Origin of the sequence: Pseudomonas sp. B21-041 (assembly GCF_024748675.1) — a bacterium.
In the GTDB taxonomy this organism is placed as follows: domain Bacteria; phylum Pseudomonadota; class Gammaproteobacteria; order Pseudomonadales; family Pseudomonadaceae; genus Aquipseudomonas; species Aquipseudomonas neuropathica.
In genome coordinates this window covers 3,043,894-3,056,916 of sequence record NZ_CP087175.1, presented here as the reverse complement: position 1 = coordinate 3,056,916, position 13,023 = coordinate 3,043,894, and the positions used below count along the sequence as shown (strand labels likewise).

Genomic DNA, 13,023 nt, shown 5'->3' with positions numbered 1-13,023 from the left:
CTGCGATCTTTTGATCTTCAGTGATCTAACGAATCTGATGTTTGTGCAGCAAACGGTAGAACGTCGGCCGTGACACGCCGAGCACTTTGGCCGCCACACTGAGATTATCGCTGTGCCGGTTCAACACGTCACACAACGCCTGGCGTTCGGCGCGGGTCTTGTAATCTTCCAGCGTGCCCATCGGTGTGGCGATCGAGTGCTGACTGATCAAGCCCAGGTCCCGGGCCTCGATCTGCCGCCCTTCAGCCAACACCAAACCACGACGCACACGGTTGGCCAACTCACGGACGTTGCCCGGCCAGTCATGTTTGCCCATGGCAATCAGCGCGTCTTCGCTAAAGCTGCGTGGACGGCGGCCGGTTTCATGACTGTAGAAGTGGGAAAAGTGGTTGGCCAGCATCGAGAGATCACCATGGCGTTCACGCAACGGCGCGGTGACCACCTGCAGCACGTTGAGCCGGTAATACAGGTCTTCGCGAAAACGTTTCTTCTCGATGGCCGCTTCAAGGTCGACGTGAGTCGCCGCCAGCACACGCACATCCACCGGGATCGGCTGGCTGCCGCCGACGCGTTCGATGTGTTTTTCCTGCAAGAAGCGCAGCAGATTGGCCTGCAGTTCAAGGGGCAAATCACCGATCTCATCGAGAAACAGCGTACCGCCATTGGCCGCCTCAATACGCCCGACCTTGCGCTGATGCGCGCCGGTAAACGCGCCTTTCTCGTGGCCGAACAGCTCGGACTGAATCAAATGCTCGGGAATCGCCCCGCAATTGATCGCCACAAATGGTTTGCTGTGACGCTGGGATTGCCGATGAAGCGTGCGCGCGACCAGTTCTTTGCCGGTACCGCTTTCGCCGCGGATCAGCACCGGCGATTCGGTCGGTGCCAGTTTGCTGAGCAATTTGCGCAATTCGCGGATCGGCTTGCTGTCACCGAGCAGTTCATGTTCGGGTTGATCGACGTGAATCGTGCCCTGCCCGCGCAAGCGCGCCATGCCGAATGCCCGGCCAAGGGTGACCTGCACCCGCGACACGTCGAACGGCAAGGTGTGGAAATCGAAAAACCATTCACAGACGAAGTCACCGACGTTCTGTAAACGCAGGACTTCCTGATTGAGCACGGCGATCCATTCAGTGCCGCTGCGACTGATCAGCTCCTTGACCGCCTCGGGGCGTTCAAGATGAAACGGCTGTAATCGCAACAAGCCGACATCACAACTGCGGTCGGCGGCATTTTCCAGGGTGCAACTGTCAACATCCCAACCTACGGCGCGTAATCCGGGCAATAAGCGGTGGCAGTCGTCGCACGGATCGACCACCAATAAACGTCGTAACGCAGGCGCTTCGCTCATGACTGTTCCTTGGCGCCAAATTATTAGAAATGATTGTAAAAACAGTCATTTGGCAGACCCGACTGTAACATTAGCAAGATTTTGACAGCGCCTTGTATCGATTGCTTATAGGTGTACAAGCAAACGCGTTATAAGAAACCAGGTTGTTAGTTAGCTATCGACTAAATTGCTGTTTCAACCTTTCAGTGAGCTTTCAAAAGCTGCCCACAAAGCAACACCATGAAAGAAAGTTGAAATTTCTTTGTTTCATGTGTGACCTGCCTACCGGTTCGGTGCATCAGTACAAGTACCAGCCGAACGGTAAGCCCAACCGACGGCACAACATTTGATTGGGCACGACAGAGAGAAAACCCCCATGACCGCCCCGCTCCGTATCAACGAAGCTCTTTTGATTGCCAACCACGCGTTCAAACCTTTCCAGTGCGTGGCCTGGGCGCCACAAGACGGCAATGGCGAGCTCAGCCTGACCGTGATCGACCGGACCAACTCGCACATCGGTCGCAAACAGATCCCGAGCAGCGCCTACTCTGATCCGGCGCAACTCGAGCAACTGTTGGAGCAGGCTCGCGCTGAACTCAGCGAAGAAGGTTACAGCCTGCAATCCTGGTCGATGCCACACTAACAGCCGGGCGATGCGGATGACGCTCAGGTCATCCGCCCTACTCTGTTAGTTCTAATCTTTTTAACTCTCCGTACTTTTACACAACTATTTGCAACTTATTCAGGCGTAACTGCTTGGCCGGCTTGCTATTGGTTCAAAAAGACACTGTTCTGGCACAGTGCGACCGTCCACCTGTTAGTTCTTACAGTTGTACTTCTCCCGGTTCAGGGATTGAATGTTTCGCTCATGCAGTTACCCGCCCGGTTCCCGGTACCAGGTCAACTCGCAAGGAGATGCGTGCATGTCCACTCTGAACACTTTTGCGCTGCCGGCGCTATCGACTTCGTTATTGAGTCGAGCCGGTCAACTCGACAGAACATTTGCCGCTACCGGCGTCGCTCAAGTGTATTTCGCGGGCAGTGTGTCCAGCCTGACCGAGGACATCGCCCTCGATTCGCACGGGCGGGTGCTGGTCGCAGCTAAGGTCGGCGTCGCCACCGGTAGCCGATTCGGCCTGGCACGGATGCTTGCCGATGGCTCGGCCGATCTGACCTTTGGCGATCAAGGCAGCGTGATCGAAACCTTTGCCCCGGGCTTTGAAGCCACGGCCGGTAAAGTCCGGGTACTCCCCGACGGACGCATCCTGCTCGCCGGCCTGCATTATGAAAACGCTCATCGCACCTTGCCGGCTCTGGCCATGTTTGACGCACAGGGCAAGCCGGATCTGCGCTTCGGTGACAACGGTCGTCAGGTAGTGCGCCTGCCCGGCGACTTGTCCATGGGCAGCCGTGATGCCTGGCTACCGCCGGGCGTCCCGGGTGCTGAAGCCTGCGACTTTGTAGTCCAGGACGACGGCCATATTCTGCTGATCGCCAATCACCATTTCGAACTCGCCGACCATGCCGGCATGCTGATTCGCCTCAAGCCCGACGGCAGCCTCGATGAAACCTTCAACGGCCGCGGCTTCGTGATGATTCGCCACTTGCTGCTCAACACCTGGCTCAGCAGCCTGCTGTTGCAAGAGGATGGGCGAATTGTAGTGGCCGGCTCCATCGACTTTCCACAGGAGGGTCTGTTGGCGCGCTACCTGCCTGATGGTCGCCTCGACGAGCGTTTTGCCGTGGACGGATTCATGGCGTTCAAGGCTCACGGGCAAAGCGCTCAGGTCAGTCAGGTCCTGGAATCGGCCGATGCACTGCATTGTTTCGGCAGCAGTCGCGACCCGATCCGGTGCATGGCGTACAGCCTGCACACCAACGGTCGACCGAACCTGCACCATCACGGCGTGCAACCACAGTTGCTGGAAATCGGCCCGAGCGGCTGCCAATGGAGCGCCGCCCAGCGCATGGCGGACGGCCGCATCATCGCGGTCGGTGCAACCATTGGCGGATTCGAAGCAGATTTTATTGTTGCTCGTTACCAGCGGGACGGCGGCCTGGATCACAGCTTCGGTGACGGCAAAGGCTGGCTGCGCACACGTCTGGGGCGCAGTCTCGACACGGCCAACTCGCTGGCCGTGCAAGCGGACAATGCCATCCTCGTCGGCGGTTATTCATTGGATGGCAACTACCGAGCCATGGTGGCGCGTTACCTGAACCATTGAAAAACACGCACTGTACTTGATCTTCCGCAACGCATCCGGCAACTTGCGCGCTTCTAAAGACAAGGAGCAGCCGATGTCCGGTTCAATGGCCCAGGCGTTCGCGCAAAATTTTCTCGGGCACTCGCCACGCTGGTACAAGGCGACCATCGTCGGTTTCCTCATCCTCAACGCCGTCGTGCTGTTCAGCGTCGGCCCGGTCGCGGCCGGCTGGTTGCTGGTGATCGAATTCATCTTCACCCTGGCGATGGCGCTCAAGTGCTATCCGCTGATGCCCGGCGGTTTGTTGTTGATCGAAGCGCTGCTGCTGAAGATGACCACCCCGCAAGCGCTTTACGATGAACTGGTGCACAACTTCCCGGTGATCCTGCTGCTGATGTTCATGGTGGCCGGTATCTACTTCATGAAAGATCTGTTGCTGTTTCTGTTCTCGCGCCTGCTGTTGGGCGTGCGTTCAAAAGCGATACTGGCCTTGCTGTTCTGCTTTCTTTCCGCGTTTCTGTCGGCGTTTCTCGATGCCTTGACGGTGACCGCAGTGATCATCAGTGCGGCGGTCGGTTTCTATTCCGTTTATCACCGTGTCGCGTCGGGCAACGATCCGCGCCAGGACAGTGAGTTTGCTGACGACCGGAACCTGCCAAAACTTCACCATGACGATCTGGAACAATTCCGCGCGTTCTTGCGCAGCCTGTTGATGCACGGCGCGGTCGGTACGGCGCTGGGCGGTGTCTGCACACTGGTGGGCGAACCACAAAATCTGCTGATCGGCCACGAAATGGGCTGGCACTTCGCCGAGTTCTTCCTGAAAGTCGCGCCGGTGTCGATACCGGTGCTGGCCGCGGGTCTGGTCACCTGCGTGTTGCTGGAGAAACTGCGCTGGTTCGGCTACGGCACCCTGCTGCCGGACAATGTTCGCGCCGTGCTGGCCAATTACGCCGCCGAAGACAACGCCGAGCGCACGGCGCGCCAACGCGCAGCCCTGCTGGTGCAAGGCGCGGCGGCACTGATCCTGATCGGCTGCCTGGCCTTTCATATCGCTGAAGTCGGCCTGATCGGCTTGATGGTGATTGTGTTGATCACCGCGTTTACCGGCATCACCGACGAACATCGTCTGGGCAGCGCATTCAAGGACGCCATGCCGTTCACGGCGTTGCTGGTGGTGTTTTTTGCGGTGGTTGCGGTGATTCACGATCAACAGCTGTTTGCGCCGTTGATCGAGTGGGTACTGGCCCTGCCGGTCGAGCAACAACCGGGCATGCTGTTCATTGCCAACGGTCTGCTGTCGGCGATCAGTGACAACGTGTTTGTCGCCACGATCTACATCACCGAAGTGAAACAGGCGTTCCTCGCCGGCCACATGAGCCGCGAACATTTCGAGACATTGGCGATCGCGATCAATACCGGTACCAATCTGCCGAGCGTGGCGACGCCGAATGGTCAGGCTGCATTCCTGTTTCTGCTGACCTCGGCGATTGCACCGCTGGTACGCCTGTCGTACGGGCGGATGGTGTGGATGGCGTTGCCATACACCTTTGTGATGGGGCTGCTGGGCTGGTACGCGGTGAGCTACTGGCTCTAACCAACACTGAATAAACCTGTGGGAGCGAGCCTGCTCGCGAAGAGGGAATGTCAGACAACGGATTCGTTGAATGACACTCCGCTTTCGCGAGCAGGCTCGCTCCCACATTGGTTTTGGGGTGGGGTCAGCGAGGGAGGATGTATTTCTCGATCGCTTGCGCCACGCCGTCTTCAGTGTTCGGCGCAGTGACCACGTCGGCTTGGCGCTTTACCGCGTCCTCCGCCTGGGCCATGGCTATCGAAAAGCCTGCACAATGGAACATCGCCGGGTCGTTGCCGCCATCGCCGATGGCAGCTGTCTGCTCTAATGGAATACCGAGATGTTCGGCCAGCGTCGCCAGCGCGGTGCCTTTGTTGGCTTCCAGCGCCGTGACGTCGAGATACACCGGTTGCGAACGCGACACTTGCGCCATTCCATTGACCTTGGGCAACAGGCGCGCCTCCAGTTCGATCAGCAGCTCAGTGTTGTTACTGGTCGCGACGATCTTGTCGATGCGCTCAAGATACGGCTCGAAACTCTCCACCACCACCGGCGGATAACCGAGGCCATGCTGCTCGCGCGGTACCATCGGCCCGTGAGGATCCTTGAGCAGCCAGTCGCCGCCGCTGAACACCCAGATTTCCACATCCGGTTGATCGGCGAACGTTGCCAGCGCGATCAACGCGGTGCTCGCCGGCAGGTAATGCGCAACCAGCAAACTGCCATCCGGATTGACGATGGTGCCACCGTTGAACGCCGCCGTCGGCAGATCAACACCCAAGGCTTCGATCTGCTGCAACATGGCTTTCGGCGGTCGACCGGTGGCGAGGCTGAACAGCACGCCCGCCTCACGCAGCGAACGCACTGCTTCGATGGTGCGCTGGCTCAGCGTGTGGTCGGGCAGCAGCAGCGTGCCGTCCATGTCACTGAGCAGAAAACGGATAGGTTGTTGCGGAAAGTCACTCATCCGAGGCCATGCCAGACGCGACCATCGCGAGTCAGCAAATCTTCGGCGGCTTGCGGGCCGTCTTCACCGGCGGCGTAGGTCTGCACACTTGCATCCTGCTGCCAGGCATCAAGGAACGGCTGTACCGCGCGCCAGCCGTTCTCGATATTGTCGGCGCGCTGGAACAGCGTCTGATCGCCGGTCAGGCAGTCATAGATCAGGGTTTCGTACCCGGTCGACGGCTGCATCTCGAAAAAGTCTTTGTAAGCAAAACCCAGCTCGATGTTGGCCATGTTCAACGCCGGCCCCGGCCGTTTGGCCAGCAGGTCGAACCACATGCCTTCGTTGGGCTGGATCTGGATGCGCAAGTAAGTCGGCTGCAATTCGTCGACTTCAGTGTCACGGAACTGCGCGTACGGCGCCGGTTTGAAGCAGATGACGATCTCGGTGTCGCGCACGCTCATGCGCTTGCCGGTGCGCAGGTAGAAAGGCACGCCGACCCAGCGCCAGTTGTCGATCATCACCTTCAGTGCCACGTAGGTTTCGGTGTTGCTGTCAGGCGAGACGTTGGGCTCCTGGCGATAACCGCTCAGCGGCTTGCCGTCGACCTCACCGGCGCTGTACTGACCGCGCACCGAGTTGGCCCGCGCCTCTTCAGTGGTCCACGGACGAATTGCCCCCACAACCTTGGCCTTCTCGCCGCGCACCGCATCGGCGCCAAACGCGGCCGGCGGTTCCATGGCAACCATGGCCAGCAACTGGAACAGGTGATTGGGCACCATGTCACGCAGGGCGCCGGTGTGTTCGTAAAAACTGCCACGGGTTTCGACGCCGACGGTTTCGGCTGCGGTAATCTGCACGTGGTCGATGTAGTGATTGTTCCAGAAGGCTTCGAACAGGCTGTTGGAGAACCGGCTGACGAGAATGTTCTGCACGGTTTCCTTGCCCAGATAATGGTCGATCCGATAGATCTGCTTCTCGGACATCACCTTGAGCAAACAGGCGTTCAACGCTTCGGCGGTTTGCAGATCGGAGCCGAACGGCTTCTCGATCACCACCCTTCTGAACGCTTCGGGAGTTTCCTCCAGCAATTTGGCCGCGCCCAGTCGGCGCACCACTTCACTGAAGAAACGCGGCGCGGTGGCCAGGTAGAACACCGCATTGCCGGTGCCGCTGTCGGCGATTTTCGCCGCCAGCGCGGAATAAGTGCTGTCGTCCAGGAAGTCGCCCTGGACGTAGCTGATACCTTTGGCGAGCTTGGCCCACAAGGCCGGATCAAGCATCTGATCGCCCTTGCCGACCTTCGCCGCCACTTCGGTGCGGATGAAATCTTCGAGCTTCTGCGCGAAGGCTTCATCGGTAATGGCGTTGTGGTCAACGCCGACGATCCGCAGATTGTCGTCAAGCAAGCCGTCGCGACTGAGGTTGTACAGCGCCGGCATCAGCAAGCGCTTGACCAGGTCGCCGTGGGCACCGAACAAAAACAGCGTGGTCGGTGGTGCGGGTTCTGCCTTGGATTTTCTGCGGATCGTATGGGTCATTTCTTCGGTGTCTCCACGTGGCCGCCGAAGCCGAAGCGCTGGGCCGAAAGAATCTTGTCGCCAAAGGTGCCCTGACCGCGCGAGCGGTAGCGCGAGAACAGCGAGTTCGACAGCACCGGTACCGGCACCGCTTGTTCCATGGCCGCTTCGATGGTCCATTGACCTTCACCGCTGTCGGCAACCGAACCGGAGAAGCCGTCGAGCTTCGGATCGCTGGCCAGTGCATCGGCGGTCAGGTCGAGCAACCACGACGACACCACGCTGCCACGGCGCCACACTTCAGCGATGTCGGCCACATTGAGGTCGAAACGCTGATCTTCCGGCAGGCGCTCACTGGACTTGGTCTTGAGGATGTCGAAGCCCTCGGCGAACGCGGCCATCATGCCGTACTCGATACCGTTGTGAATCATCTTCACGAAGTGCCCGGCACCGGCGGGACCGGCGTGGATGTAGCCATGTTCGGCGCGGTGGTCGTCGGACTTGCGATCCTTGGTGCGCGGGATATCACCCATGCCCGGCGCCAGAGCAGCGAACAGCGGGTCGAGGCGCTGCACGGTTTCAGCGTCACCGCCAATCATCATGCAATAGCCACGTTCCAGGCCCCAGACGCCGCCGGAGGTACCGACGTCGATGTAGTGCAGGCCTTTCTCGGCCAGAGTTTTGGCCCGGCGGATGTCATCCTTATAGTTGGTGTTGCCGCCGTCGATGATGGTATCGCCGGCTTCGAGCAAAGTGCTCAGGGTGTTGATGGTGTCTTCGGTCGGCGCGCCGGCCGGCAACATGACCCAGACCGCACGCGGTTTGGCCAGGCCGGCAACCATTGCCGGCAAGTCGGCGACGCCGGTGGAGCCCTCGGCGACCAGGTTCTCGATGAAAGCGGTATTGCGGTCGTAAACAACGGTGGTGTGACCGTTGAGCATCAGACGTCGCGCAATATTGCCGCCCATGCGGCCCAGTCCAATAATCCCGAGTTGCATGTGCTGATGCTCCTTACTACAAATAAATGTGTGTCATTGGTTATAGCCCAACGCGACTGATGGAGGTTAGTCCAGAGCGTTGCGATGAAGTTTCCGGGCATTGTGCCCGATCCAGACTGATAACGCCCCGAATCCTGCCGAAGACACACCGACCATGAAAAATAAAAAAGTTCCATTCACAGGCAAAAGAAATCAAAATCGGCGCCGATAGTAAGTCAGTACCCCAAAGCGGGGACGACCTACAGTTGATGCACGCCATTTGCGAGGTGAGCAATGGGCACAGTACACACAGCAATGCCGCCACAAACCCTGTACGTGACAATCCGTCGCGATGAATTGCGCCAGTTGAAAGACGAACGCGACCAGTTGAAACAGGAGCTGGCGCAGCTGCGCCTGTTGACCCAAGGTGTGCAGCCGCAACCTTTGCCGGTCGTTCAGCGTCACCCCCACGCCTGATCCCCGCCTGTTTCGGGAACGGCCGCCGCTGTTCCCGACATGATCCATCGCTGCCCGCCTCTCTATAGAGCAAAGCGGCAACTCACAAACTTTTCACATTCTCTTCGTAATACTCCGCCCCATTCTGGCCGTACCTGCGTGTACGGCCTCCGTTCGTCGGCTTCATGGATGTTCCGGCGGTGGTTGTAACGAGTGAGCTGGAGCGCCGAATGGCATTGTTCAAACGCAGCAAAACGACTGCGACAGGTTTCGATTGGGCCGGATTTCTCTGGCTGTTTGTATTCTTCTGGTACTTCTCGGGTATCACCCAACTGCTGATCCAGCTGACCGGCACCTCCGGCTTCACCGGGTTCCGTCAGGCGTTCGTCATGAGCGCGATCTGGCTAGCACCGATGTTGCTGTTCCCCAAACGCACCAAACTGCTCGCTGCCATCATTGGCGTGGTGCTGTGGGCCTGCTCGATGGCCAGCCTGGGCTACTTTTTCATCTATGAGCAGGAGTTCTCGCAGAGCGTCATCTTCATCATGTTCGAGTCGAACATCTCTGAAGCCGGCGAGTACATGACCCAGTACTTTGCCTGGTGGATGGTGCCAGCGTTCCTCGCACACACCGCCTTCGCTTACTTCCTGTGGACGCGTCTGCGTCCGGTATACATGCCCCGTGGCCGCGCATTCGTCGCGGCGATGGCAATCCTCATTGCGGTGATCGGTTATCCGCTGGTCAAACAGACAATGCGCATGGGCACCTTCGCCCAAGGCTTCGAGAAATTCGAAACCCGCATCGAGCCGGCGGTGCCATGGCAGATGGTCGTGGCCTATCACCGCTACCAGGAAACCCTCGCCGACATGCAGGGCATGCTGCACAACGTGAGCAAGATCCCGCCGCTGAAAAACCTCAAGGACGCCTCAGCCGACCAGCCGAAGACCCTGGTGCTGGTGATCGGCGAATCGACCAACCGTCAGCGCATGAGCCTTTATGGCTATCAGCGCAACACCACGCCGGAACTGGACAAGCTCAAGGATCAACTGGCGGTTTTCGACAATGTCGTCACTCCGCGTCCGTACACCATTGAGGCGTTGCAGCAGGTGCTGACCTTCGCTGACGAAGAGCACCCCGACCTGTACCTGTCGACACCGTCGCTGGTCAGCATGATGAAACAGGCCGGCTACAAGACCTTCTGGATCACCAACCAGCAGACCATGACCAAGCGCAACACCATGCTCACCACGTTCTCCGAACAGGCCGACGAGCAGGTGTACCTGAACAACAACCGCAACCAGAACGCCGCGCAGTACGATGGTGATGTGATCGAGCCGTTCAACAAGGCCCTGGCTGACGCGGCGCCACGCAAGCTGATCGTTGTGCATTTGCTCGGCACGCACATGAGCTATCAGTACCGCTATCCGCCGACGTTCGACAAGTTCCAGGACCGCACCGGCGTACCAGCCGGCGTGCGTGACGACCAAGTCCCGACCTACAACAGCTACGACAATGCCGTGCTGTATAACGACTTCGTGGTGTCGAGCCTGATCAAGGATTACGCCAAATCCGATCCGAATGGCTTCCTGCTGTACCTCTCGGACCACGGTGAAGACGTGTTCGACTCGGTGGGCCACAAGACACTGGGCCGCAACGAAAACAAACCGACAGCGCCGATGTACACCATCCCGTTCATGGCCTGGGCGTCGCCAAAGTGGAAAGCCAATCACGACTGGAACTTCGCCGCCGACCTCGATCGCCCGTATAGCAGCTCGCATCTGATCCATACTTGGGCTGACCTGGCCGGTTTGAGCTTCGATGAACTCGACCACAGCAAGAGCCTGGTCAGCGACAGCTTCAAGGCTCGCCCCCTGCTGATCGGCGACCCGTACCAGACCGAGCAGCGTGCGCTGATCGACTTCAGTTTGATGAAGCCGAAGAAAACCGACGCCGCGCCGGCGGATGTCGCGCAGAAGTAACACCAGAAGGGGCCGGAACCGGCCCCTTTTTCATGTCCGCAGAAAACTCATCCAGCCTGCCTCGAATTTCGCTTGTTACCTCTGCCCCGTCCAATGCGTCGCCACGGTCAGCTCTGACAGGTGCCCCCCCCCGATCCCGACTATCAAATGTTCTGCAACATGCTGCAAAAACTCCACTGAACGGGCGTTAACCCCGAGTTAATTCAGGCCTCCCAGACTCTCTTCCGAGATCTGCTTCATGGACGAACGGCTCCCACTTGTTCAGTAGGAGGCACCATGAAAATCACTACCGCAATCCTTGCCGGGCTGTTTGCCCTGGGTTCTGCCAGCGTTTTTGCCGAGGGCGGCGCTGAGCGTATGCGTTATTACTACGACAACTTCCCGGTTCACCAAGCCCAGAGCGAGCAGAAGAGTGACGCCAACGCGAAGGAAATTCGCGTTCCCGCCGATCAGACGGCGCAAGTGACCGAGTCGTATCGCGACTGAGATTGATCGAGCAACCGATGGACCTTCCGTGGCTCCGCTCTGGCCTGGAAGAAGACAGTTTGGCGCCCTGATTGGGGCGCCTTTTTTATGGGCAATGAGCGGGGTGTTCGACCTTATGCTGTCGCGAGTTCGCAGATGGGGTTGGGTCAGCAAGATCCAACCCCCTCACCCCAGCCCTCTCCCCAAAGGGGCGAGGGGGAAAGGGAGCCGATTTTCATGCTATTCAAAACCTGAGTTCGGCTTGATGTTTCAGGTCGACGTATCTCGCCCAAACACCTCGGTCAGTCCCCTCTCCCTCTGGGAGAGGGTTAGGGTGAGGGGCTTTTCAGGCTTTCAGGCTTGCAGATTCTTGATCCAGAACAGCATACGCCCGTGATCCGGGTCGAACATGCCCGGCGCAAAGCCGAACTTGCTGTAGGCATTCTGCGCCACGGCGTTGCCTTCCAGCACTTCGAGGGTGATTTTGCAGCAACCGCGCTGGCGAGAAATTTCCTCGACTTTCTGCAGCATCTTCTGGCTCAGGCCGAGACCGCGAAACCGGCCCACCACCGCCACGTCATGGACGTTGACCAGCGGCTTGCAGGCAAACGTGGAAAACCCTTCAAAGCAGTTCACCAGTCCCGCCGGTTCACCACCGACGAAGGCCAGCACGCTGAACGCATGCGGGCGCCGGGCCAGTTCTTCGGGCAGTCGGCGCAGCAGCTCAGGGTCGAGCGAATGACCGCCGCCCATTGGGTCTTCTGCATAGTGGTTGAGCACGATACCGATGGCCTCGGCGTGCGTTGGATTACTGTAGCTGGCCTGAAGTACAAGAATTTCTGCGGAATCCATTTCCATCCCCGAACACAAAAGCCCCGGCGCGCAAAGTGCGTACTGAAAGGCTGTCTGACATTAGCGCGGGGGTGATCGGGCGGGCAACCGACAAATGCAAAAGATCGGACGATCTTTTGCTTTTTCAGTGGCCCCAGATCAACTCTTCAGTCCAGCCCAGTTCGGCAAAATCCTCAGCGCGCAGTCCACTCTCGCCGACACAGAAAAACTCATCCAGTTGCGGCGGCTTCACCGAAGTATCACTGAGCATCGCGTGCACCTGTCCACGGTGATGAATCTGATGTTCGAACAGGTGCGAAAGCATGCGCAAACGGCTGTCGTGCTGCGGCGTATCACGGGCAATGGTGACGATGCGCGTCAGATCGGCATCGCGCAGTTGCTCGCAATAGGCGATCAGACGTCGATCAACGTGGGCCTGCTCTTCGCGCAGTTGCGGGCCGTCGGCAAACGGCTCGTCCACGTTGAAAAACACGTAGCAATCGGGGTGCGGTTCAGCTCCGCGCAGCTCGCGCTCCAGTGCATCGACGTAGAACCAGTCGCAGGTGAGGATGTGATTGAGGGTCAGACGAATGCTCGGAAAAAAACTCACCCGAGGCGCCGCCAGATCCGTCGCACTCAGCTGCGTCCAGGCCTTGGCCAGGCGATGATTGGCCCAGGCATTCTGGTATGCCATGGTCAGCAAATGATGGGATAACGCTTGGCTCATGTCGGCGCCCTC

The 13,023-nt window shown here is 58.8% G+C and carries 12 protein-coding genes; 6 read left to right on the top strand and 6 right to left on the bottom strand.

Annotated elements, in window-relative coordinates; all coding sequences use genetic code 11:
• Window positions 1-25 precede the first annotated feature (25 nt).
• Complete coding sequence (locus tag LOY43_RS13605) at window positions 26-1,351, bottom strand: sigma-54 dependent transcriptional regulator (RefSeq protein WP_016983762.1); 1,326 nt, start codon at window positions 1,349-1,351, stop codon at window positions 26-28.
• Between the two features lie 355 nt (window positions 1,352-1,706).
• On the opposite strand from LOY43_RS13605, the gene LOY43_RS13600 reads away from it, so the two are divergent.
• The 3 genes from LOY43_RS13600 to nhaB all read left to right on the top strand — a co-directional run bounded on the left by LOY43_RS13600 (window position 1,707) and on the right by nhaB (window position 5,131).
• Window positions 1,707-1,973 carry a hypothetical protein gene (locus LOY43_RS13600; protein WP_095048857.1) on the top strand — a complete coding sequence of 89 codons (267 nt, stop codon included), beginning with the start codon at window positions 1,707-1,709 and terminating at the stop codon, window positions 1,971-1,973.
• 280 nt (window positions 1,974-2,253) lie between these two features.
• Entirely contained in the window at window positions 2,254-3,555 is a 1,302-nt protein-coding gene (locus LOY43_RS13595) for a hypothetical protein (RefSeq protein ID WP_095126281.1), read from the top strand.
• Between the two features lie 73 nt (window positions 3,556-3,628).
• The gene (gene nhaB / locus LOY43_RS13590) at window positions 3,629-5,131 is read left to right on the top strand and encodes a sodium/proton antiporter NhaB (RefSeq protein ID WP_093432826.1); all 1,503 of its coding nucleotides are present in this window, start codon (window positions 3,629-3,631) and stop codon (window positions 5,129-5,131) included.
• A gap of 124 nt (window positions 5,132-5,255) precedes the next feature.
• On the opposite strand, the gene LOY43_RS13585 is transcribed toward nhaB, so the two are convergent.
• The 3 genes from LOY43_RS13585 to gnd are packed head-to-tail and all read right to left on the bottom strand — an operon-like array spanning window position 5,256 to window position 8,574.
• Window positions 5,256-6,077, bottom strand: coding sequence for an HAD family hydrolase (locus tag LOY43_RS13585; RefSeq protein WP_258709842.1), 822 nt, complete (start codon window positions 6,075-6,077; stop codon window positions 5,256-5,258).
• Window positions 6,074-7,597: a glucose-6-phosphate dehydrogenase gene (gene zwf, locus LOY43_RS13580; RefSeq protein WP_093432830.1), complete on the bottom strand. Its 1,524-nt coding sequence runs from the start codon at window positions 7,595-7,597 to the stop codon at window positions 6,074-6,076. Before zwf ends, LOY43_RS13585 begins: the two co-directional genes overlap by 4 nt.
• Window positions 7,594-8,574, bottom strand: a complete 981-nt coding sequence (gnd, locus tag LOY43_RS13575) for a phosphogluconate dehydrogenase (NAD(+)-dependent, decarboxylating) (RefSeq protein ID WP_095048853.1) — start codon at window positions 8,572-8,574, stop codon at window positions 7,594-7,596. The genes zwf and gnd overlap by 4 nt, the downstream gene beginning before the upstream one ends.
• A gap of 273 nt (window positions 8,575-8,847) precedes the next feature.
• On the opposite strand from gnd, the gene LOY43_RS13570 reads away from it, so the two are divergent.
• The 3 genes from LOY43_RS13570 (at window position 8,848) to LOY43_RS13560 (ending at window position 11,474) form a co-directional block, all read left to right on the top strand.
• Window positions 8,848-9,030: a DUF6026 family protein gene (locus LOY43_RS13570; protein ID WP_007914840.1), complete on the top strand. Its 183-nt coding sequence runs from the start codon at window positions 8,848-8,850 to the stop codon at window positions 9,028-9,030.
• A gap of 209 nt (window positions 9,031-9,239) precedes the next feature.
• A complete protein-coding gene (locus LOY43_RS13565; protein ID WP_095048852.1) occupies window positions 9,240-10,988 on the top strand; it encodes a phosphoethanolamine transferase CptA in 1,749 nt (582 codons plus the stop codon).
• Window positions 10,989-11,264: 276 nt separating this feature from the next.
• Entirely contained in the window at window positions 11,265-11,474 is a 210-nt protein-coding gene (locus tag LOY43_RS13560; RefSeq protein WP_093432836.1) for a hypothetical protein, read from the top strand.
• A 333-nt stretch (window positions 11,475-11,807) separates the two neighbouring features.
• Here LOY43_RS13560 and LOY43_RS13555 read toward each other — a convergent pair whose 3' ends face one another.
• A complete protein-coding gene (locus LOY43_RS13555; RefSeq protein WP_093432839.1) occupies window positions 11,808-12,305 on the bottom strand; it encodes a GNAT family N-acetyltransferase in 498 nt (165 codons plus the stop codon).
• 124 nt (window positions 12,306-12,429) lie between these two features.
• Window positions 12,430-13,011 carry a DinB family protein gene (locus LOY43_RS13550; RefSeq protein ID WP_095049087.1) on the bottom strand — a complete coding sequence of 194 codons (582 nt, stop codon included), beginning with the start codon at window positions 13,009-13,011 and terminating at the stop codon, window positions 12,430-12,432.
• Between the last annotated feature and the right edge of the window lie 12 nt (window positions 13,012-13,023).

Bases quoted from the DNA above. Each gene is read 5' to 3' on its own strand.
- LOY43_RS13595 (WP_095126281.1), top strand. From the start codon at position 2,254: ATGTCCACTCTGAACACTTTTGCGCTGCCGGCGCTATCGACTTCGTTA.
- LOY43_RS13560 (WP_093432836.1), top strand. From the start codon at position 11,265: ATGAAAATCACTACCGCAATCCTTGCCGGGCTGTTTGCCCTGGGTTCT.
- LOY43_RS13605 (WP_016983762.1), bottom strand. From the start codon at position 1,351: ATGAGCGAAGCGCCTGCGTTACGACGTTTATTGGTGGTCGATCCGTGC.
- LOY43_RS13550 (WP_095049087.1), bottom strand. From the start codon at position 13,011: ATGAGCCAAGCGTTATCCCATCATTTGCTGACCATGGCATACCAGAAT.
- nhaB (WP_093432826.1), top strand. From the start codon at position 3,629: ATGTCCGGTTCAATGGCCCAGGCGTTCGCGCAAAATTTTCTCGGGCAC.
- LOY43_RS13555 (WP_093432839.1), bottom strand. From the start codon at position 12,305: ATGGATTCCGCAGAAATTCTTGTACTTCAGGCCAGCTACAGTAATCCA.
- gnd (WP_095048853.1), bottom strand. From the start codon at position 8,574: ATGCAACTCGGGATTATTGGACTGGGCCGCATGGGCGGCAATATTGCG.
- LOY43_RS13585 (WP_258709842.1), bottom strand. From the start codon at position 6,077: ATGAGTGACTTTCCGCAACAACCTATCCGTTTTCTGCTCAGTGACATG.
- LOY43_RS13565 (WP_095048852.1), top strand. From the start codon at position 9,240: ATGGCATTGTTCAAACGCAGCAAAACGACTGCGACAGGTTTCGATTGG.
- zwf (WP_093432830.1), bottom strand. From the start codon at position 7,597: ATGACCCATACGATCCGCAGAAAATCCAAGGCAGAACCCGCACCACCG.
- LOY43_RS13600 (WP_095048857.1), top strand. From the start codon at position 1,707: ATGACCGCCCCGCTCCGTATCAACGAAGCTCTTTTGATTGCCAACCAC.
- LOY43_RS13570 (WP_007914840.1), top strand. From the start codon at position 8,848: ATGGGCACAGTACACACAGCAATGCCGCCACAAACCCTGTACGTGACA.